General features: G+C 44.3%; 20 protein-coding genes and 2 other annotated features. Of the genes, 12 read left to right on the plus strand and 8 right to left on the minus strand.

What is annotated here, in order from left to right; genetic code table 11:
• Positions 1–89: 89 nt before the first annotated feature.
• A complete protein-coding gene (aspA, locus tag CHH58_RS09360) occupies positions 90–1,517 on the minus strand; it encodes an aspartate ammonia-lyase (protein ID WP_095227886.1) in 1,428 nt (475 codons plus the stop codon).
• Positions 1,518–1,542: 25 nt separating this feature from the next.
• Entirely contained in the window at positions 1,543–2,538 is a 996-nt protein-coding gene (locus CHH58_RS09365) for an asparaginase (protein ID WP_095227888.1), read from the minus strand.
• 159 nt (positions 2,539–2,697) lie between these two features.
• Here CHH58_RS09365 and CHH58_RS09370 point away from each other — a divergent pair, with 159 nt between their 5' ends.
• A complete protein-coding gene (locus CHH58_RS09370) occupies positions 2,698–3,027 on the plus strand; it encodes a helix-turn-helix domain-containing protein (RefSeq protein WP_095232223.1) in 330 nt (109 codons plus the stop codon).
• A gap of 32 nt (positions 3,028–3,059) precedes the next feature.
• Here the strand turns inward: CHH58_RS09370 and CHH58_RS09375 are convergent, their stop codons facing one another.
• Positions 3,060–3,893, minus strand: coding sequence for an ABC transporter ATP-binding protein (locus CHH58_RS09375; RefSeq protein ID WP_095227892.1), 834 nt, complete (start codon positions 3,891–3,893; stop codon positions 3,060–3,062).
• A gap of 226 nt (positions 3,894–4,119) precedes the next feature.
• Between CHH58_RS09375 and CHH58_RS09380 the strand changes: the two genes are divergently transcribed.
• Positions 4,120–4,683 (plus strand): nitroreductase family protein, encoded by a 564-nt coding sequence (locus CHH58_RS09380; RefSeq protein WP_095262414.1) that lies wholly within the window; start codon positions 4,120–4,122, stop codon positions 4,681–4,683.
• A gap of 39 nt (positions 4,684–4,722) precedes the next feature.
• Here CHH58_RS09380 and phnE (CHH58_RS09385) read toward each other — a convergent pair whose 3' ends face one another.
• From phnE (CHH58_RS09385) to CHH58_RS09400, 4 genes are all read right to left on the minus strand, one after another.
• Positions 4,723–5,535, minus strand: a complete 813-nt coding sequence (gene phnE, locus CHH58_RS09385) for a phosphonate ABC transporter, permease protein PhnE (RefSeq protein ID WP_095227896.1) — start codon at positions 5,533–5,535, stop codon at positions 4,723–4,725.
• On the minus strand, positions 5,532–6,323 hold the full coding sequence (gene phnE / locus CHH58_RS09390; protein WP_095262415.1) for a phosphonate ABC transporter, permease protein PhnE: 792 nt from the start codon (positions 6,321–6,323) through the stop codon (positions 5,532–5,534). The genes phnE (CHH58_RS09385) and phnE (CHH58_RS09390) overlap by 4 nt, the downstream gene beginning before the upstream one ends.
• On the minus strand, positions 6,320–7,102 hold the full coding sequence (gene phnC / locus CHH58_RS09395) for a phosphonate ABC transporter ATP-binding protein (RefSeq protein WP_095262416.1): 783 nt from the start codon (positions 7,100–7,102) through the stop codon (positions 6,320–6,322). The genes phnE (CHH58_RS09390) and phnC overlap by 4 nt, the downstream gene beginning before the upstream one ends.
• A 136-nt stretch (positions 7,103–7,238) precedes the next feature.
• On the minus strand, positions 7,239–8,168 hold the full coding sequence (locus CHH58_RS09400) for a phosphate/phosphite/phosphonate ABC transporter substrate-binding protein (protein ID WP_095232225.1): 930 nt from the start codon (positions 8,166–8,168) through the stop codon (positions 7,239–7,241).
• Positions 8,169–8,340: 172 nt separating this feature from the next.
• Between CHH58_RS09400 and CHH58_RS09405 the strand changes: the two genes are divergently transcribed.
• Positions 8,341–9,918: a bifunctional metallophosphatase/5'-nucleotidase gene (locus CHH58_RS09405; protein ID WP_095262417.1), complete on the plus strand. Its 1,578-nt coding sequence runs from the start codon at positions 8,341–8,343 to the stop codon at positions 9,916–9,918.
• A gap of 375 nt (positions 9,919–10,293) precedes the next feature.
• The gene (locus tag CHH58_RS09410) at positions 10,294–11,148 is read left to right on the plus strand and encodes a 3D domain-containing protein (RefSeq protein ID WP_095227903.1); all 855 of its coding nucleotides are present in this window, start codon (positions 10,294–10,296) and stop codon (positions 11,146–11,148) included.
• Positions 11,149–11,243: 95 nt separating this feature from the next.
• Here CHH58_RS09410 and CHH58_RS18775 read toward each other — a convergent pair whose 3' ends face one another.
• Positions 11,244–11,372: a hypothetical protein gene (locus CHH58_RS18775; RefSeq protein ID WP_255220708.1), complete on the minus strand. Its 129-nt coding sequence runs from the start codon at positions 11,370–11,372 to the stop codon at positions 11,244–11,246.
• Positions 11,373–11,481: 109 nt separating this feature from the next.
• On the opposite strand from CHH58_RS18775, the gene CHH58_RS09415 reads away from it, so the two are divergent.
• From CHH58_RS09415 to trpA, 8 genes are all read left to right on the plus strand, one after another.
• A complete protein-coding gene (locus CHH58_RS09415) occupies positions 11,482–12,633 on the plus strand; it encodes a DEAD/DEAH box helicase (protein ID WP_095227905.1) in 1,152 nt (383 codons plus the stop codon).
• Positions 12,634–12,687: 54 nt separating this feature from the next.
• Positions 12,688–12,899, plus strand: a binding site (T-box leader).
• 32 nt (positions 12,900–12,931) lie between these two features.
• Positions 12,932–13,176, plus strand: a binding site (T-box leader).
• Between the two features lie 65 nt (positions 13,177–13,241).
• The gene (gene trpE, locus CHH58_RS09420) at positions 13,242–14,645 is read left to right on the plus strand and encodes an anthranilate synthase component I (RefSeq protein WP_170937572.1); all 1,404 of its coding nucleotides are present in this window, start codon (positions 13,242–13,244) and stop codon (positions 14,643–14,645) included.
• On the plus strand, positions 14,626–15,228 hold the full coding sequence (locus tag CHH58_RS09425) for an anthranilate synthase component II (RefSeq protein ID WP_095262418.1): 603 nt from the start codon (positions 14,626–14,628) through the stop codon (positions 15,226–15,228). The genes trpE and CHH58_RS09425 overlap by 20 nt, the downstream gene beginning before the upstream one ends.
• Positions 15,209–16,228, plus strand: coding sequence for an anthranilate phosphoribosyltransferase (gene trpD, locus CHH58_RS09430; protein ID WP_095262419.1), 1,020 nt, complete (start codon positions 15,209–15,211; stop codon positions 16,226–16,228). Before CHH58_RS09425 ends, trpD begins: the two co-directional genes overlap by 20 nt.
• Entirely contained in the window at positions 16,225–17,007 is a 783-nt protein-coding gene (trpC, locus tag CHH58_RS18390; RefSeq protein ID WP_170937573.1) for an indole-3-glycerol phosphate synthase TrpC, read from the plus strand. The genes trpD and trpC overlap by 4 nt, the downstream gene beginning before the upstream one ends.
• On the plus strand, positions 17,004–17,612 hold the full coding sequence (locus tag CHH58_RS18395; protein WP_170937574.1) for a phosphoribosylanthranilate isomerase: 609 nt from the start codon (positions 17,004–17,006) through the stop codon (positions 17,610–17,612). Before trpC ends, CHH58_RS18395 begins: the two co-directional genes overlap by 4 nt.
• Positions 17,613–17,617: 5 nt before the next feature.
• Positions 17,618–18,823: a tryptophan synthase subunit beta gene (trpB, locus tag CHH58_RS09440; RefSeq protein WP_095232399.1), complete on the plus strand. Its 1,206-nt coding sequence runs from the start codon at positions 17,618–17,620 to the stop codon at positions 18,821–18,823.
• A complete protein-coding gene (gene trpA / locus CHH58_RS09445; protein ID WP_095262420.1) occupies positions 18,816–19,595 on the plus strand; it encodes a tryptophan synthase subunit alpha in 780 nt (259 codons plus the stop codon). Before trpB ends, trpA begins: the two co-directional genes overlap by 8 nt.
• The last annotated feature ends 191 nt before the right edge of the window (positions 19,596–19,786 follow it).

Below are 19,786 nucleotides of genomic sequence, written 5' to 3' on the forward strand. Positions count from 1 at the left end.
AATAATGAACCCGCTTACAAATGAAAGCGGATAATGATGCGCTCTGCGACCGATTTTTTTAAAAAACAGGTCGCACGCACATCCTCCTATTATCTATCAAAAAGCTCCTCACCTGCAATACCCGGTTTCGTCATTTCATAAGGATTCAAGATAATATCAAGCTCTTCTTCGGTTAAGACATCATGTTGCAGACAAAGCTCACGAATTGATTTGCCAGTAAGGATCGCTTCTCGAGCGATTCGAGCAGCAACTTCATATCCCAAATGCGGGTTGACTGCTGTTAGCAAACCAACACTTTTATCTACATATTCCTTCAGCAACGCTTCATTCGCTTCAATACCGATCAGGCAGTTATCTGTGAAGGAGCGGAAGCCGTTATTCATGATGCTGATGGACTGTAAAAGGTTGAACACAAGTACAGGTTCCATGACATTCAATTCGAGCTGTCCAGCTTCGGAGGCCAAGCAGATTGTATTATCATTGCCGATTACTTGGAATGCGATCTGATTGATTAGCTCAGCCATGACTGGGTTCACTTTCCCTGGCATGATAGACGAACCTGGCTGACGTGCTGGCAGGTTGATTTCATTCAGGCCAGCTCTTGGACCAGAAGCCATCAAGCGAAGATCATTCGCGATTTTGGACATGTTCATCATACAAACCTTCAGTGCAGCAGAAACCTCTGTATAGGCATCTGTATTCTGTGTCGCATCTACAAGATTTTCAGCAGTTACAAGTGGCAAACCGCTGTTGGCAGCCAAATATCCAACCACATGCTCGATATATTTCGGGTTTGCATTCAAACCTGTACCGACGGCTGTTGCTCCCATATTGACCTCATACAGATGCTGACGTGACTGTTTGATGCGTTTAATATCTCTTTCCAGCACACGGCTGTACGCTTCGAATTCTTGACCTAAGCGAATAGGCACAGCATCCTGAAGATGTGTACGTCCCATTTTGATGACAGAATCGAACTGTATTGCTTTTTTCTTGAATTCTCCCTGCATATATTCCATCGTATCGAGCAATCTCTCGAGCATGTTTAATGTCGAAATGTGAATTGCTGTCGGAAATACATCATTCGTTGATTGAGACATATTCACATGTGTATTAGGGCTTAAATGCTGGTAATCGCCTTTTTCGTGACCAAGGATCTCCAGGGCGCGATTCGTGATGACTTCATTAGCATTCATATTGATGGACGTGCCTGCACCGCCTTGGATTGGATCCACGATAAACTGATCATGCCATTGACCGCTTATTAGTTCATCTGATGCTTGAACAATTGCATTGCCAAGCCCTTCATACAACCGTTTTACGTCCATATTGGCGAGGGCAGCTGATTTCTTCACGATACCAAGTGCTTTGATCATTTCTTCATGGATGCGGTAACCCGTTATCGGGAAATTCTCTGACGCGCGCAGCGTCTGAATTCCGTAATACGCATCTTTCGTAATTTGTTTTTCTCCCAGAAAGTCTTTCTCAATCCGATAGTTCTCTTGTAAGTCTGCCATGACCTGAACCTTCCTTTTCACTAATTTAAGAGGGCCATATAGTAATATCTTCAGCGATCGGTGTTTCCATCATACGTTTAACTTCTTTAGGATCAGTGGATTGGCCCAATGCCCACATGAGTTTTGGTACAATTGCCTCTGTGTTCATATTGCTTGAACGAGTCACCAAGTCCTGGTTGATACGCCGGCCGACTTCGTAAATACTCATATCTTCGCCTTCCTCAAGACATTGAGTAGTGATGACGACTACAATGCCTCTTTCCACCAATTCGTTAATCTTGTGCAGAAGGTCGCGTCCTTCGAATGGAATACCGCCGCTGCCATAGCTCTCGATTACGATTCCTTTATACATTCTTCCTAAAGCATCTAACATCTCGGGCTTCAGGCCCGGATACAACCTTAATAAGAGTACATCAGTACAGAGGGAAGTATCAACGGTAAAAGGGACTTTTTCGCTTTGAATTTTTTTGTTATATTCGACCTCATCTTCATGGATGAAGGCGATGTAGGGGTAATTGATACTTTCGAACGCATCATAGCTTTTCGTCCGCAGCTTGATCGCCCGTGTTCCTTGAATAACGCGACCATCGAATACTACGTAAACACCGCCTACTTCTTCACAAGCAAAGCGGATGGCATCTTTGATATTTTTCTTGGCATCTGTTTTTTGGAACGTAATCGGTATCTGTGAACCGGTGATGACAATTGGTTTACTCGCATTCTGCAGCATATAGGACAAAGCCGCTGCCGTATAAGCCATTGTGTCGGTTCCGTGTGTGATAACAAAGCCATCGTAAGCATCATAATGATCTTTGATTGCCTCGGCCATCGTCACCCAATCCTCTGGTTGCATGTTTGTGCTGTCCAGATTCATAAGTGAGACTGTTTCCATCGTATAATCATTATCCATATTGGAAACAAAGCTTAACAATTCATTTGCATCTACAGCCGGTGATAGGCCGTTTGCTCCTTCGACTGATGCAATGGTGCCGCCGGTGGTAAGTAATAATAGCTTCTTCATTCCCTGCACCTCTTCTATCTATCTCAAATGTAATTCGCTAATTGCGTACTTTAAACCTAATTATAGAGAAGGGATTAGGGTTAATCAAGAATATATTATTCGTATCGCGTACGAAACGATGCTATAATAATAGGAAGATAATAGAGCGGGGGAAGTAAGATGAATCTGGATCGGCTATCAGAATTAAGGAAAAAGAAAAATTGGTCGCTGCAAGATACCGCAGACCGTCTCGGTATAGCAAAAAGCACATACGCAGGCTACGAATCCGGATATCGGCGTCCGTCATTTGAGGCATTGATTATGCTGGCAGACTTATTTGGTACAAGCTGTGACGATTTGCTGGGTCGTCATTTTGATAAGAAAATGGAGCTGACGGAGCGGGGAGATACGAAGCTGTCAGTTGATCAGAGGGAGCTGACCGAAAAGGAGATAAGCGGGGCGGTTGCGTTTATCCGAGTAACGAGGCAAATGGAAGAAAAGGCATTATAAAACGCGTTGCAGATAGCTGCAACGCGTTTTGTTTATGCTAAAGTTTTTTCCATGATACGCTCTGGCTCAACAGGAGACGCACTTCCAAGAATATTATAAGGCAAGCAGAGAGGCACTCCTGAACGGGGGTCGATAATCACATCAGCTTCGATGTTGAACACTTCCCGCAGGTTCTCTGCAGTAACAGTATCAACAGGTGAACCTTCGCAAATTACCTGTCCTTTTTTGATAGCAATCATGTGATCTGCATAACGTGTAGCATGATTGAGATCGTGTACAACCATGACGATTGTACGGTTTTCTTCACGATTCAGTTTATGCAATAGCATAAGCACTTCCAGTTGATGCGCCATATCGAGGAATGTCGTCGGCTCATCAAGGAAGAGTGTTTCCGTTTCTTGTGCCAATGCCATTGCAATCCAAGCGCGCTGACGCTGTCCGCCGGAAAGCTGGTCGACCGCACGCTGTGCGAAATCCTCCATTGCTGTCACTTCAATTGCCCATGCGATTACTTCCTTATCATAAGGCGTTAGAGTGCCGAACCCTTTCTGATGGGGGTAGCGGCCATATGCTACAAGCTCAGAAACTGTTAAACCCTCTGGTGCAACAGGATTCTGCGGAAGGATGGCAAGCTGCTTCGCGACAGCTTTCGTTGATTGCTTATGAATGCTTTTCCCGTCCAATAGTACCGTGCCGTTTTTCGGCTTCATGACACGCGCCATTGTCTTAAGTATAGTGGATTTGCCGGAACCATTAGCTCCAACAAGAGCTGTTATCTTTCCTTTGGGAATTTCTATAGTTAAATCCTTTACGATTGATTTATCTCCATAGGCTACTTCAAGTAATTCCGTTTGTAAACGTCCCATTACTGGTACCCCTTTCCTCTTCTCTTTGATGTGAGAATGAGATTCGTTATCATTTATATTGTCACAAAATAAAGGTCTGTTCAAGCGTTATTCAGAAACTTTCATAAAAAAGTAAGATTTTTTCCAGATAGATAGCACATTGACATTGTATGGAATATTCAGATATGATAATGATAATGATTTTCAATTAAAGAAAAGCACGGAGAATGGAAGAGGAGTGTTACAGATGCAATTAGAGCAGCTGATAAAAGATAGAAGATCCATTACGAATTATGATACTAGTAAAAGAATCTCTTACGAGGAGATACAGGAATTACTTGATATAGCAGTGTGGGTGCCAAACCATAAAATGACGCAGCCTTGGCGTTTTATTTTAATTGATGGTGAGACGAAACAAAAGCTGGGTGAAATCAATGCGAAGCAAGGGGCGAAAGGTGTCGCAACAGCTGAAGAAAAAGAGAAAAAAGCAGAGGCATTAAAAAAGAAGATTACTGATGTACCGCTATGGATTGCTGTCGTTTTAGAGGAAAATATACAAATGAAATTCCGTGAAGAAGATTATGCATCTGCTAGTATGCTAATCCAGAATTTCAGCCTGCTTGCATGGGAAAAAGGCATCGGAACAATCTGGAAGACGAATACATTGCTCGAGAATGCAGATGCGAGAGAATTACTGCAAATCAGACCAGGTGAGCGTAATATAGGACTCCTGCAGGTCGGTTTTATCGGTAAAGAACCGAAAGTGAAGCCAAGAGTGCCTGCAAGCGAACGTACAACTGTATTGAACTAAAAAACAGCGATTCTGCTTAAAGCAGAATCGCTGTTTTCTTTATACAATCTTTTTACGTAAGTAGCCGGAAATTAAGTCAATCGCAGATACCAATACAATGATACCAAGTAGAATGACACCAACACGCGGCCAGTTACGAGAAGTCAAAGCGAAAATAAGCGGAGCTCCAATACCACCTGCACCGATAATACCGAGGATGGAAGCCCCCCGGACATTCAACTCGAAACGGTAGAGTGTATAGGAGATGAATCCAGGCAGTACTTGCGGCAATACAGAATAGACAAGTACTTGGATGCGGTTAGCTCCTGTTGCGATCAAGGCTTCACGTGGACCGTGATCGATTGCTTCTACTTCTTCAGCAAATAGTTTACCTAGCATCCCGATGGAATGCAGGCCCAATGCGAGTACCCCAGCAAACGATCCAGGACCGACTGCTTTAATGAAGATAATCGCCAGAACAACCTCTGGGAATACCCGAATGAAGCTAAGTACGAATCGGCCTAGACCGGTAACAAAAAAGCCGGATTTATCTCGGCGACTCGCGGCCCAGAAACCGAATGGTATGGTAAGAATAGCTGAAATGAACGTACCAAGGATAGAGATAGCCAGTGTATCAATCAATCCGAAGATAAGACCTTCTTCTTCATTGACGAACGCCCAATCCGGATGGATGATACCATCGAAAATCGCCTTGGAAATCTGACCAGCAGTCTCCTTGATTTCAAATTCTTCTATTCCAGCAAAAGCCCAAACATAGATAGCAGCCAGGATGACTAGGATCAACACACGGTTGAAGATCTTTTTACCGCGGCCTTTTGGTTTATCGACAGTATGTGTAGGTAATTGGCTCATAGTAATTTCTCCCGTAGTTTGTTACTCACAAAATCGATGATCAAGACAACGGCAAGGGTTGCAATAATCAAAGTATTAACACGTGGATAATTCAAGAAACCAAGGTTGCTGTCATAATAAAGACCGATACCACCTGCGCCTACGAGACCCAGGATGGCAGCAGCACGGATATTTACCTCGAATGTATAGAGAACATACGAAACGAAATAGGCAGCAGCCTGAGGGATGATAGCGAAAGTGATCCACTGGACTTTATTCGCACCAACCGCTGTCATAGCTTCCATCGGTCCTTTGTCGATTCCTTCGACAGATTCATATGTCAATTTTGCGATAATCCCCACAGAGAAGATCGTCAAGGCGAAGATACCTGGAATCATACCTAAACCAAAAATTGCTACGAAGATAGCTGCAAGCAATAGCTCCGGAACTGTTCTGATCAAGTTCAGTATAAATCGTGCTGGATAAGAGATCCAAGGTATCCGGTTCACGTTGTTTGCACAAAGAAGAATGACTGGAACGGAGATGATAGCTCCGAATGTCGTTCCGATGACAGCCATGCGGATTGTTTCAAGCATCGGTTCGATGATTTTCTCAAAGTAGGCCCAATCGGGCGGGAACATATCAATGACAAGGCTGGCCATTTGATCACGGTTCGTAATCAAATCCATAAAGCTGGATCCGGTCTGAATATAACTTAGGGCAAGCAGGACTAGTACGATTGCCGCTGTCAGATAATGTTTAATTCTGGTTGGCGGTTTTGGAATCGTTTTTTTGGGAGGCTGACTCATTCGGCACCCGCTCCAACTGGACCTCGCTGCTGTTCTTTTTCCAGCTGCTGTCCGTAGATTTCCTGGAATTTCTCATCAGTTGCTTCTTCTACTGGTCCGTCGAATACAACTTCTCCCGCATTTAAACCGATAATGCGTGTAGCATATTGACGTGCGATATCGATGAAGTGAAGGTTGACGACGGTCGTAATACCGAGCTCTTGGTTGATCTTTTTCAAATCATCCATTACTTGTTTCGTTGTCAGCGGATCAAGAGAAGCTACTGGTTCATCAGCAAGGATGATTTTTGCTTCCTGTGCCAAAGCTCTGGCAATTGATACACGTTGTTGCTGTCCGCCAGAAAGCTGGTCAGAACGCGTATAGGCCTTCTCGACAATATTCACTCGATCTAGTGCATTGAGAGCCAAATTGACATCCTCTTTTGGGAATAAGCCGAATACAGTCCGCAGCGTGTTATGGTAAGCGACACGGCCGGAAAGGACATTCCGCAGAACAGTAGAACGTTTGACGAGATTGAAGTTCTGGAAAATCATGCCGATATCACGACGGATATGGCGCAAATTCTTTCCTTTTGCAGCTGTAATGGACTCATTATCAATCATAATTTCGCCTTCGGAAATTTCATGCAATCTATTAATCGAGCGCAGCAATGTAGACTTACCGGCACCGGAAAGACCGACAATGACAATAAACTCGCCTTTTTCGATAGTTAAGTTGATGTTTTTCAAACCTTTTACGCCATTCGGATATGTTTTCGAAACATTGCGAAATTCTATCACTTTCTATACCAACCTTTTTATGTAGTTTAATAGTAAAGCAGAAAAAATACAGTTAAGAAAAGATATAGTTACAGACAAAAGCCCAGCCAGTCTAAGGAAATCTCAGGCTGGCTGGATTGAAAGCTAGTTTATTCTATTATTCTTGTGCGAATTTCTCGGAATACTCGCGAACAACTTCGAATTTACTGTCATCAGATTTTACGTAACCTTCATGAGTGTAAACATCACGGATGATTTCCAAACCTTCCGGATCTTTACCGATGTTGATGAAGGCATCAGTGATTTTTTCTTTCCACTCGTCATTGATTTCAGGAGTAACTGCAATTGTATCATTCGGGATTTTTTCAGTAGTAGCAATTACTTTCGTATCTTCGAAGACAGTTGGGTAGTCAGCTTTAACGACGTTACGTGCATCCTGGAATGTTACTGCTGCGTCAGTGTCACCGTTCAATACGCTGATGATACCAGCATCATGACCTTTGACAGTGGTTGGAGTTAAGTCGGACTGAATGTCCAAACCAGCAGCATCAAGTGCACCAGCCGGCCATACATAACCTGCAGAGGATGTTACATCCTGAACTGCAATGGTCTTGTCTTTCAAGTCCTCAAGGGAGTCGATTCCAGAATCGCTCTTCACGACGAATTGTGCTAAGTAGAAATCTACTAGTTCGTCAGTTGGTGAACCGTCTTCTGGATTAACACCATAACGCTGAGACTGAAGGATAACTTCCGCAGCATCTTTGTCATGTGCTAATACATATGCTGTAGGCGGTAGGAAGCCGACATCTACTTGGCCGGAAGCCATCGCCTCAATGATAGTGTTGTAGTTAGTAGATACACTTACTTCAACAGGAATGTCCAGTTCTTCTTCCAGAAGATCTGCAAGCGGCTCTGCTTTTGCTTCAAGTGTCTCTGCATTCTGAGAAGGAACGAATTGCACACGCAATTCTTTCAAATCTCCGTTGCTGCCTTCGCCTTCTGCGCTAGAATCATCAGATCCGCACGCACTTAGCAACCCTGCTGCAAGAAATAGAGTCGCGCCAACACCTGCAATTTTCTTAAACATGATATACCCCCAAAAATTGTTTAATTTGCACTGCATGAACAACTATATCACGACTTGTTCCAATTTATGTTAACTTACTGTAATAAGAATGTAAAGATAGATTTGGCATGTTATGATAGATAATAGCAAAAACTGTTTTAATTCTGAAAAAGAGGTCGGAGGAATCATAAGTATGTCTGATAAAGTGACAAATATCACCATGCTCGTTACTAGTGATGTGCATGGAAATATCTTTCCTACAACATACCGGGATCACGAACCAGCTCCCCAAGGCCTGGCACGGGTAGCTACCTTAATTAAAAGAATAAGAGAAGAGAAGAAGCATGTTCTTCTCCTTGATAATGGGGATATGATACAAGGTACACCGCTAACGTATCACCATGCAAAATATCAAGCAGTTAAGGATAATCCGCTGATTCGCTGTATGAATGAGCTAAAATATGATGCTGCGGTAATAGGCAATCATGAGTTCAACTATGGCATGCCGTATTTGCAATCAGCAATTCAGCTTGCAGACTTTCCGTATCTTTGCGGTAATATCCTTGATGAGAGGAGAAAGGAACCTGTATTCGGAAGACCGTATGAAATCAAACAGATTGATGGTATTAAACTTGCGATCATTGGTATCACGACTCATTTCATACCAAACTGGGAAGATCCGAATCACATTAAGGGGCTTGCATTCGAGCATGTCCTTGAATCGACAAGAAGATGGGTGAAGGAAGTTCGGGAGAAAGAACAGCCTGATGTTCTGATTGTCGCTTACCACGGCGGATTCGAACGGGACCTCGAAACAGGAGAGCCGACAGAATCACTCACTGGTGAAAATGTAGGCTACGAAATTTGCCATTCAATAGAAGGAATTGATATTTTGGTCACCGGCCACCAGCACCGATCGCTTGCTGAAAAGGTGAATAATGTGACCGTTGTACAGCCTGGATCCAATGGTGCATTCCTTGGTGAAGTTTCAATTGCTGTCGAGAATGTACATAATAGTAGAAAACGCGTTGTATCAGAAGCGAAATTACATACGATTACGAATGAAATCGAGCCCGATGAAACAATTCTGAGACTAGTTTCTTCCTATGAAGAGGAAACACAGAAATGGCTCGACCAGCCGATCGGGAAAATAGATGGAGATATGATCATCCATGATGCATTTGAAACAAGGGTGAAGGAGACAGCATTTATCGAATTTATCAATAAAGTACAGATGGATGCAGCGAATGTTGCTATCTCCAGTACAGCATTGTTTCATAATGCGTCACCTGGATTCCCACAGAATATTACGATGCGAGATATCGTCTCTAATTATATCTATCCAAACACGTTGAAGGTGATTGAGATTTCTGGAGCAGATATGAAGCATGCACTCGAACTCTCTGCCACTTATTTCAATTTGGATCAAGAGGGTGAACTTGAGGTGAGCCGCTCCTTCCTGGAACCTAAGCCACAGCATTACAATTACGATATGTGGGAAGGAATCGACTATACATTAGATATCAGTCGTGAAATCGGAGACCGAGTACAAGAATTAACCTTCAAGGGCAACCCTGTCATTGCAGATGAGATGTATGAGGTAGTAATGAATAATTACCGGGCTGCTGGCGGAGGAGACTACGTCATGTTTAAAGGAAAGCAAGTGGTCAAGGAGATCACAACAGATATGACAGAGCTGATCGCAGATTACATCAGCAAGCGTAGTGTAATTGAAGCAACTTGCAACCATAATTGGGTAGTGAATAAGTGAAAAACAGGAGCTGCTGCTCCTGTTTTTTTATATAATTGGAATATAAAAGGGAATTAGTGAGCTCGTTTTGTAACATTTGTCCTAATAAAGCTGAAAAAACGACAAAAATTGAACGAGAAAAAGCGAATGCAAACAAAGTCAACAAGAAATCTAACTTTAATAACTTACAATTAATGGAATAAAACGAGCCCTTTTGTTACAAAAAAGCCCCTTAAAGCTTGGTTATCACTTGCTTTGTTACAGAAAGATTACAGTGTAACAATAGTATTGCTGTGAGCGCTGGCTGTAATATAACCTTAAACTTCCTGTAACCCACTGGGCTAAGCCCATGTGATACCATAAGTCCTGTTAGAAATTTAAGGAGGTAGACGACGTATGAAAAAAACAGTCGTATCTTTAGCTACAGGACTAGTAATTGCGGGGGCATTCAGTACAACAGCATCAGCTGCTGAATATAATGTTCAAACAGGGGACTCTCTTTGGAAAATCGCAGACAAATACGAAGTGAGTGTAGATCAGCTTAAAGAGCTTAACCAACTTGATTCTGACCTAATCTTTCCTAATCAAAAATTAACTATAGATAAAGAAACAAACCAGACAGACTCATACACAGTACAAAAAGGCGATTCTCTTTCTAAGATCGCAGGGAAGTTCAATATATCGGTAGGCGAGTTGAAATCTTGGAACAGCCTTAACTCCGATTTGATTGTAATAGGTCAGCAACTGGCGGTGACTGGCGGCGCTGTAACTGAAACAGCACCAGTGAAGCAGGAAGCTGCTCAGACAGAAGCTCCTAAACAAGAAGAAAAACAAGAAGCACCTAAGCAAGAAGAAAAGCAGGAAGCACCTGCACAAACAGAACAAAAAGCAGAACCTGCTAAAGAAGAAGCAGCTCCTGCCAAAGAAGAAAAAGCAGCTACAAGTACTAGCCAAGAAGCAACTAAAGAATTGTCAGTATCTGCAACTGCATATACTGGTCAATGTGAAGGATGCTCTGGTGTAACAGCTACTGGTATCGATTTGAATGCTAACCCGAATGCGAAAGTTATTGCAGTAGACCCTAGTGTTATTCCTTTAGGATCAAAAGTATGGGTTGAAGGCTATGGAGAAGCAATTGCAGGCGATACTGGCGGTGCAATCAAAGGTAATAAGATCGATGTACACGTACCAGATCAAGGAACTGCATTGAACTGGGGACGTAAAACTGTAACAGTAAAAGTACTAGACTAATACAAATAGCGTAACAGGTGGAGCAAATGGCGGTTTGCTCTGCCTGTTTTTATTTATATTATATTTTACCCGCGTGTGTGCAAGATAAACGCATATTATTTTAAATTTACAGACGATTTACTTGTCTCGTTGATGCTTTGAATATTTCCTTCACCTCGAAAAAGTCCGATAATGCTGAAACTGATGATCAGCAAGACAAAAATGCCGATCAGCCATTTTTGCATATAATTTCCCCCTCTTTATGTGTATACTAGTATCTTACAAACTTTTGGCGCGTACTTCTATGGAAACATCACATAATAAATATGGAAAAAGTATGAAAGAGGGAACAACATGAATATGTTCAATGATTTGAACTTACAAAATAGCCGTTTAGAAATATTACATAAATTAGGTTTGACAGAACCTACACCTGTTCAAAAACAAGCAATTCCAGAAATTCTGGCTGGAAAAGACGTGATTGCCAAAGCACAAACAGGTACGGGTAAGACGCTTGCTTTTCTGCTGCCGATATTGGAGATGCTGAAAATGGACAGCGCCGGTATTCAGGCGCTCATTCTTAGTCCGACGCGCGAGTTAGCTATCCAAATTTATGATGAACTGGCGAAGCTGATTCATCCGGAAGAAGAAATTGGCATACTGGCCGTTTATGGCGGACAAGATATCGTTAAGCAGCTTAAAAAACTCGAAGGCAGAGTGGACATCGTTGTAGCGACGCCAGGTCGTCTGCTCGACCATATGCGCCGCGGCACGGTAGATCTTTCACATGTACGGACGTTCGTTTTGGATGAGGCAGATCAGATGCTGCATATGGGGTTTTGGCATGATGTAAAGGACGTTGCAAATGCTTTGCCGAGTACGAAACAGACACTGCTGTTTTCTGCAACAATGCCGAAGGAAATCCGCCAGCTTGCATCTACCCAAATGCAGAAGCCGAAGGAAATCACAATTCAAACAACCAATGTGACACTAAAGGAAATCAAACAGATTGTCCTGGAAATGTCGGACCGTGAGAAGCGGAATGCATTGAAGGTGTTATTGCAGATGTATCGTCCATTTGCTGCAATTATTTTCTGCAGAACAAGAAGACGTGCTTCTGAGCTGCATGGATATTTGCATGCGCAGGGCTTTGAATCGGATGAACTGCATGGAGATTTGTCACAGGCAAAACGAGAACGTGCTATGAAGAACTTCCGGGAGTATAAGACACAGTTTCTTGTCGCGACTGATGTGGCAGCTCGAGGATTGGATGTTGAAGGGGTCACCCATGTATTCAATTATGATCTGCCAGAAGATACAGAGAGCTATATCCACCGTATTGGCCGTACAGGCAGGGCAGGCAGCACCGGGTTAACAGTAGCCTTCGTGACTCCTCGCGACAGTCATCAAATCAAACAAATTGAAAAAGAAACAAAACAGCGTCTGCCACGAAAAGAACTTGTTTTCGGAGAAAATGGTAAGCCTGATTTAATAGATGCAGAATAAATCCCCCTTGACAAATGAAAACAAGGGTACTACAATGAATCCAATATAACTGATACGTGAGCGAAGACGAAGAGTAGTAGCTTATGTGGTCACTTCAGAGAGCCGGTGGATGGTGGGAACCGGTGTGACACGTACGTGAATGGACTTCCGAGCACCATAGCTGAAATGACCAGTAGGCTGTGGCGGTAACTCCCCCGATAGCAGGAGCAAAGTGAGCTAGTGCGCTAGCTAACAAAGGTGGTACCACGGGTAATCTCGTCCTTTATTGGAGAGATTGCCCTTTTTTTATACACATACACATAAATCGTTGATGAAGAGGAGTACATGCTGATTGATTTGTACAGAGAGCCTGGTGTGGTGAGATCCAGGTCAAATTGGCAGCATGGAATGGACTTCAGAGAGATTCCTTGAAACATAGTAGGGGAATCCGGTTTCCTCCGTTACCGGGATAGGATATCAAGGCTAAAGCTTTCGTATCCGAATGAGAGGAAAGCAAAAGAGCTTTCAATAGAGGTGGCACCGCGGTGTAAAACCGTCCCCTATGCACATGAACCAATCATGTGCATAGGGGACGGTTTTTTTATTACAAAGAAAAGGGAGCGAGAAAGATGGCGGTAACGGATAGCATACGATTTCAGAAGAAACAATTGAACGGAGATACGCTCACACCTGTCGTGATTTACAAGCGGCTGGCAGGTGAAAAGAAGTTTTTACTGGAGAGTTCGGTACACCATACAGGAAAGGGCCGCTATTCCATCATTGGAGCTAATCCTTACAAAGAATTGATCGGTAAGGGAAGCGAAACATTGCTGAAGCTCCCGGAGAAGGAAGAGAAGCTGGCGGAAAAGCCATTAGAGGTTTTGAAGAAGCAAATAAGCGGATTCGAATTACCGCTCGAATTTCCTTTCTATGGCGGAGCTGTCGGATATATAGCATATGATTCGATTCGGCAATATGAAGTGATTGGAGAAGTGCCAGAAGATCCAATTGGTATGCCGGAAGTTCATTTTATGTTTTATGAGGACATTATCATTTATGACCATAAGCATCAGCAGATCACTTTGCTGGCGATTGATGGTGCGGGTATCCGCTCATCGGAAATGCTTCAAGCTAGGTTGGTGGAGATGGAGCGGGAGATTACGGCTTTCAAGGACATACCTGATGCGGTATTACAGCCAGTTGAATTCCGGCCTGAGACGGATCAAGCAACATTTTTGCAGATGGTGGAAGATGCCAAGGCATACATCAAAGCGGGTGATGTATTTCAAATTGTACTTTCGCAGCGATTGACAGCAAACTTCAAAGGAGATGCTTTTAGCTTCTACCGGAAGCTGCGAGCGAGCAATCCTTCACCGTATATGTTCTTCCTCGATTTTGAGGACTATACCGTATTGGGAGCTTCCCCAGAAAGCTTGATCAAAGCAAGCGGAAATAAAGTGACGGCTAACCCAATCGCTGGATCGAGGCCGCGCGGTAAAACACTAGCACAAGATGAACAGCTGACGACTGAACTGCTGGCAGATCAAAAGGAATTGGCGGAGCATAGGATGCTTGTCGATTTAAGCCGTAATGATTTGGGCCGTGTGTGTAAGGTAGGAACGGTCGAGCTGACAAAGTATATGACAGTGGAAAAGTACCAGCACATTATGCACATTGTCTCTGAAGTACAGGGAGAACTGGCAGATAATATGACTGGATTGGATGCACTGATTGCAGCCCTTCCGGCCGGTACTGTTTCCGGTGCCCCGAAAATACGGGCAATGGAATTAATCAATCAATTTGAAAAGAAAAAACGAGGGCTCTATGCCGGGGCGGTGGGCTATATAAATATGAACGGTGATCTTGATTTGGCATTGGCTATACGAACGATGATCATAAAAGACAGTAAAGCATATGTACAGGCGGGAGCCGGACTAGTGTATGACTCGGATCCCGAGACAGAATATCACGAAACGCTGCATAAAGCGAAATCTTTAACGGAGGTTGGATTACATGATTCTGCTGATCGATAATTATGATTCTTTTACGTATAATCTGTTCCAATATACAGCGGAGCTTGGAGAAGAAGTGAAGGTTGTCCGCAATGACGTCATCTCCATCCATGATATTGAAGAAATGAATCCAGAGGCAATCATCGTCTCCCCTGGACCAGGCAGACCGGAAGATGCAGGAATATGCGTCGAGGCAATCCGACACTTTGCTGGCAAAACACCGATACTCGGCATCTGTCTCGGACATCAGGCGATCGGTACAGCCTTCGGCGCAGACATTATCCGAGCGGGACAAATCAAGCATGGCAAGACATCAACACTTCGCTATGTGGGAGAACCGGCAATTGAAGGGATCATAAAGGATCTGCCGATCATGCGCTATCATTCTCTTGTCATTGATAAGTGCAGTGTTCCAAATGAATTGGAAGTTACCGCTTATTCAGAAGATGATGAGGAAATCATGGCCGTTCAGCATATCCGTTACCCAGTTTATGGACTGCAGTTCCACCCGGAATCGATTGGAACGGAAGCTGGTAAGGAAATCGTGAAGCATTATATTCAAATCATGAAAGAAGGGAAAAGTCATGGAACCATTATTGGCTAAGCTCACAAATACGCAGGCTTTGACTTATTCAGAGGCGTTGCAGGCATCCCGGGAATTGCTGGAGGGCAGTATGCCAGATGCTGTGGCGGGAGCATTTCTCTCCATGCTGCAAACCCGTGGGGAAACAGCGGATGAAGTAGCAGGTATGGTGGCTGCAATTCGCGAAAAAGCCCAGACGATTCCCCTTCAGGCAGCAAATGTGATGGATAACTGTGGTACCGGTGGAGATGGATCACAAAGCTTCAACATCAGTACGACAGCAGCTTTTGTCATTGCTGGAACAGGTATTACGATTGCTAAGCATGGTAATCGCAGTGTATCCAGCAGAACAGGCAGTGCGGATGTCCTGGAGAATCTGGGAATCCCTTTGTATCTGCCAGCAACCGAGATGACGCATTTGCTGGAGGAGAATGGCATCGCCTTTTTATTTGCACCTCATGTTCATCCTGGTTTGAAGCAGGTAATGCAGCTGCGGAAAGTACTGCGTATCCCGACAATTTTCAATCTGATCGGACCATTGACGAATCCGGTCCAGCTTGATTCTCAGCTGCTTGGCATCTATCGACGCGATATGCTTGAGATGATGGCTGAAGCACTCCATAAATTGGGACGCAAGAGGGCGATTGTCATTAATGGCGCAGGTTATATGGATGAAGCATCCCTTGCAGGAGAGAACCACCTTGTCCTCCTAGAGGATGGCAAGCAGACAGCCTTCACTCTTCATCCGGAAGAGGTAGGCCTGCCAGTTTGTCCGCTGGAAGCAATCAGGGGCGGTGATGCAGCGGAGAATGCAGACATTCTGTTAAGGGTATTGAATGGTGAGAGCGGTGTCCATAGAGATACAGTCGTATTAAATGCAGGTCTTGGTATATTTGCTAACGGAAAAGCAGCCTCTATCCAAGAGGGCATCCAGCTTGCTATGAAAAGCATCGATAGCGGAGCTGCTAGACAGAAACTGCAATACTTGATCGATTATAAGCAAAGGGAAGTGACCTCATGACATTCTTAGCAAGGATACTAGAAGAAAAGCGGACGGAAATTGCTACACTTAAACAAACATACCGGCCGACAGCGGCACAGCGTAATCCGATATCATTATATGAACGATTTCAACAACAAAAACAGCTCCAGGTTATAGCAGAAATCAAACGTGCTTCTCCTTCCAAAGGAATGATCAATCCCGATGTTGTACCTGCGGATCAAGCAAATATCTATGAATCAGCAGGAGCCGGTGCTATTTCAGTTCTGACTGATACGCCGTTCTTCAAAGGCACGATGGATGATTTGGCAGCTGTCCGGGAGGCAGTGGAGCTACCGATATTAAATAAAGATTTTATCTTAGATGAAATCCAAATCGATAGAGCAGCTGATTATGGTGCTGATGTGATTTTATTGATTGTTGCAGCATTGGAAAAAGATCGATTGCACGCTCTCTATCAATATGCAAAATCCAAAGAGATGGATGTGCTGGTAGAGGTTCACAATGAAGAAGAATTAGAACAAGCACAGAAACTTGGTGCAAATATCATTGGAATCAATAATCGGAATCTTAAAACATTTGAGGTAGATTTGGGTGTAACGGAACGATTAATAGAAAAGATTGATACCTCCGCAACGCTTGTCATCAGCGAAAGCGGCATAACGGTACCTGCTGATGCAACGCGTGTAGCCAAAGCAGGGGCAAAGGGTATCCTTGTAGGTGAAACGCTCATGCGAGCTTCCGATGTAGGAGCAGTATTGGAAACACTACAGGTTCCAGTCGGAGCGGAGCAGTTATGATCGTCAAGATTTGTGGTATCCAGTCGTTGGAGACTGGGCGCATAGCAGTGGAGGCAGGAGCTGACATGATTGGATTTGTTTTTGCTGACAGCAGACGTAAGGTATCGCCTGAGCAAGCAGCCCGCATCGGGAAAGAGCTCCCGGCACAGGTGAAGAAAGTTGGCGTGTTTGTCAATGAGCCGATCGAGAGCTTGCTGAACATAGCGGAGACGGCTGGCCTGGATTACATTCAGTTGCATGGTGATGAAACACCAGGCTATGTCAAAGCTATCAGAAAGCCTGTCATTAAGGCCTTTTCAGTAACTTCAGAGGATGACCTAAAGCAACTGACGGATTATCAGTGTGAATACTATCTGCTGGATAGTCCAGCAGAAGCGTATAGGGGAGGAAACGGCACAGCATTCGACTGGTCCCTGGCTAACTCAGAAACAATTCCGAGAGAAAAGCTCATTCTTGCAGGTGGTTTGCATAGCGGAAATGTGCAGCAAGCAATCCAAGAAGTGAGCCCTGTCGGCGTCGATGTCAGCAGTGGTGTAGAGACAGAGAGACAAAAGGATCCAATTAAAATAAAACAATTCATTACAGCGGCGAAGAAAGGACAGTGAAAAACATGGCAATATATCCGACAGAAACCGGACATTACGGAAGCTTTGGCGGCCGTTTCGTACCTGAAACATTAATGCCAGCTATCTTGGAACTAGAAAAAGCTTTCAAAGAAGCAAAAGAGGATCCAGACTTCCAAGAAGAGATGCGCTATTACTTGAAACAGTATGTAGGACGAGAGACGCCGCTTTATTATGCAGAACGCTTAACTGCAACTCTTGGCGGACCGAAGATATATTTGAAGCGAGAAGACCTTAACCACACAGGTGCGCATAAAATCAACAACACGATCGGGCAAGCATTGCTGACGCAGCGAATGGGCAAGAAAAAGGTAGTAGCCGAAACAGGTGCTGGCCAACATGGAGTTGCTACAGCGACAGTCAGTGCATTGCTTGGATTGGAATGCATTATCTTCATGGGGAAAGAAGATGTCAGACGGCAGGCATTGAATGTTTATCGGATGGAATTGTTAGGTGCGCAGGTCGTATCAGTCGATCAAGGTAACGGAACCTTGAAAGATGCAGTAAACGAAGCAATGCGCTACTGGACAGCGAATGTAGAAGATACGCATTATATCTTCGGTACAGCTGCAGGTCCGCATCCATTCCCGCAAATTGTCCGAGATTTCCAGCGGATCATCGGCGATGAATCCCGTAAGCAGATAATCGAGGCAGAAGGCAAACTGCCGGAAGCGATTGTTGCTTGTGTTGGCGGCGGAAGTAACGCAATCGGCATGTTCTACCCGTTCGTAGATGATCGTGATGTGAAAATGTACGGTGTGGAAGCTGGAGGCATGGGTCTGCCGACAGGTAAACATGCGGCTTCTCTTACAGAAGGAAAAGCTGGGATATTGCATGGATCATTATCTTACCTGCTGCAAAATGAGGATGGTCAGGTACAGGAAGCACATTCAATTTCAGCCGGATTGGATTATCCAGGTGTCGGTCCAGAGCACAGCTATTTAAAAGATGCTGGGCGAGTGACATATGATGCCGTTACCGATGAAGAAGCTCTGGAAGCTGTACGTCTACTATCCAGGACAGAAGGAATCATACCTGCTTTGGAAAGTGCGCATGCAGTAGCATACTGCAAAAAGCTGGCACCAGTGATGGATAAAGAGGATGTGCTGGTCGTCTGTTTATCAGGGCGCGGTGATAAAGACGTGAACACGATCAGGGAAGCACATGAAACAGGAGGGGATTCCTATGACTAAAGCGCAACTCGATAATGCATTTCTAACAGTATCTGAAGCTGGGGAGAAAGCTTTCGTACCATATATAATGGCAGGTGATGGCGGCTTGGAAAGCTTGAATGAACGCATTCGTTTTCTAGCGGACAGCGGCGCAACGGCTATTGAGCTGGGGCTGCCTTTTTCGGATCCAGTCGCAGACGGGCCGACTATCCAAGCAGCCGGAATTCGTGCATTGGAGGCTGGCACGACAGTTCAGGCAGTACTGGATGAGGTTGCAAAGGAAAAAGCCAGCCGCAATGTACCGCTTGTTATTATGACTTACTTGAATCCGGTCTTCGCTTATGGGGTGGAAGCCTTCGCTTCTGCATGTGCAGCAGCAGGAATATCTGGACTTATTCTGCCTGACCTGCCGCTTGAAGAGGAAGGACTTGTTGTCGAAGCCCTACAAAAGCACGAAATAGCGCTGATCCGTTTAGTAGCTTTGACAAGCACGCCGGATAGAATTCGGGCACTGGCTGAGCGCGCAGAAGGCTTCCTTTATGCCGTTACAGTAGCAGGTACAACAGGGGAGAGAGCAACCTTCGTCGATCAGCTGGGCACGCATCTGCAGGAACTGAAGGAAATTAGCAAGGCGCCCGTGCTGGCCGGCTTTGGAGTTTCTACGCCAGAGCACGTGAAGGAATTGAGCCAGTATTGTGATGGAGTGGTCGTCGGAAGTAAGATCGTAGCTGCCTTGCATCAAGGAGACAGACAGCAAGTTGCAGAGTTGATTAGGTCAATAAAGCAAGCATAAATGACTTGTTTCTTATATGTAGAGTGCAGAGAAATTCATGATTTTTCTGCACTCTTTTGTATTGACTAGGAAAACACATTTAAAAGATAAAGGGTCTTTGTTTAGCATTCACATCGACTTGGTTCATTCTTGAGATATAGTGAAACATTTCCAGTTCCCATCCGTACATGTAGATAAGAGGAGAAAGAAAG

The sequence above is a fragment of the Terribacillus saccharophilus genome (assembly GCF_002272745.1).
Taxonomy (GTDB): domain Bacteria; phylum Bacillota; class Bacilli; order Bacillales; family Amphibacillaceae; genus Terribacillus; species Terribacillus saccharophilus_B.

Coding starts and splice junctions, on each gene's coding strand:
- aspA (WP_095227886.1), bottom strand. CDS start 1,517: ATGGCAGACTTACAAGAGAACTATCGGATTGAGAAAGACTTTCTGGGA.
- CHH58_RS09365 (WP_095227888.1), bottom strand. CDS start 2,538: ATGAAGAAGCTATTATTACTTACCACCGGCGGCACCATTGCATCAGTC.
- CHH58_RS09370 (WP_095232223.1), top strand. CDS start 2,698: ATGAATCTGGATCGGCTATCAGAATTAAGGAAAAAGAAAAATTGGTCG.
- CHH58_RS09375 (WP_095227892.1), bottom strand. CDS start 3,893: ATGGGACGTTTACAAACGGAATTACTTGAAGTAGCCTATGGAGATAAA.
- CHH58_RS09380 (WP_095262414.1), top strand. CDS start 4,120: ATGCAATTAGAGCAGCTGATAAAAGATAGAAGATCCATTACGAATTAT.
- phnE (WP_095227896.1), bottom strand. CDS start 5,535: ATGAGCCAATTACCTACACATACTGTCGATAAACCAAAAGGCCGCGGT.
- phnE (WP_095262415.1), bottom strand. CDS start 6,323: ATGAGTCAGCCTCCCAAAAAAACGATTCCAAAACCGCCAACCAGAATT.
- CHH58_RS09400 (WP_095232225.1), bottom strand. CDS start 8,168: ATGTTTAAGAAAATTGCAGGTGTTGGCGCGACTCTATTTCTTGCAGCA.
- CHH58_RS09405 (WP_095262417.1), top strand. CDS start 8,341: ATGTCTGATAAAGTGACAAATATCACCATGCTCGTTACTAGTGATGTG.
- CHH58_RS09410 (WP_095227903.1), top strand. CDS start 10,294: ATGAAAAAAACAGTCGTATCTTTAGCTACAGGACTAGTAATTGCGGGG.
- CHH58_RS18775 (WP_255220708.1), bottom strand. CDS start 11,372: ATGCAAAAATGGCTGATCGGCATTTTTGTCTTGCTGATCATCAGTTTC.
- CHH58_RS09415 (WP_095227905.1), top strand. CDS start 11,482: ATGAATATGTTCAATGATTTGAACTTACAAAATAGCCGTTTAGAAATA.
- trpE (WP_170937572.1), top strand. CDS start 13,242: ATGGCGGTAACGGATAGCATACGATTTCAGAAGAAACAATTGAACGGA.
- CHH58_RS09425 (WP_095262418.1), top strand. CDS start 14,626: ATGATTCTGCTGATCGATAATTATGATTCTTTTACGTATAATCTGTTC.
- trpD (WP_095262419.1), top strand. CDS start 15,209: ATGGAACCATTATTGGCTAAGCTCACAAATACGCAGGCTTTGACTTAT.
- trpC (WP_170937573.1), top strand. CDS start 16,225: ATGACATTCTTAGCAAGGATACTAGAAGAAAAGCGGACGGAAATTGCT.
- CHH58_RS18395 (WP_170937574.1), top strand. CDS start 17,004: ATGATCGTCAAGATTTGTGGTATCCAGTCGTTGGAGACTGGGCGCATA.
- trpB (WP_095232399.1), top strand. CDS start 17,618: ATGGCAATATATCCGACAGAAACCGGACATTACGGAAGCTTTGGCGGC.
- trpA (WP_095262420.1), top strand. CDS start 18,816: ATGACTAAAGCGCAACTCGATAATGCATTTCTAACAGTATCTGAAGCT.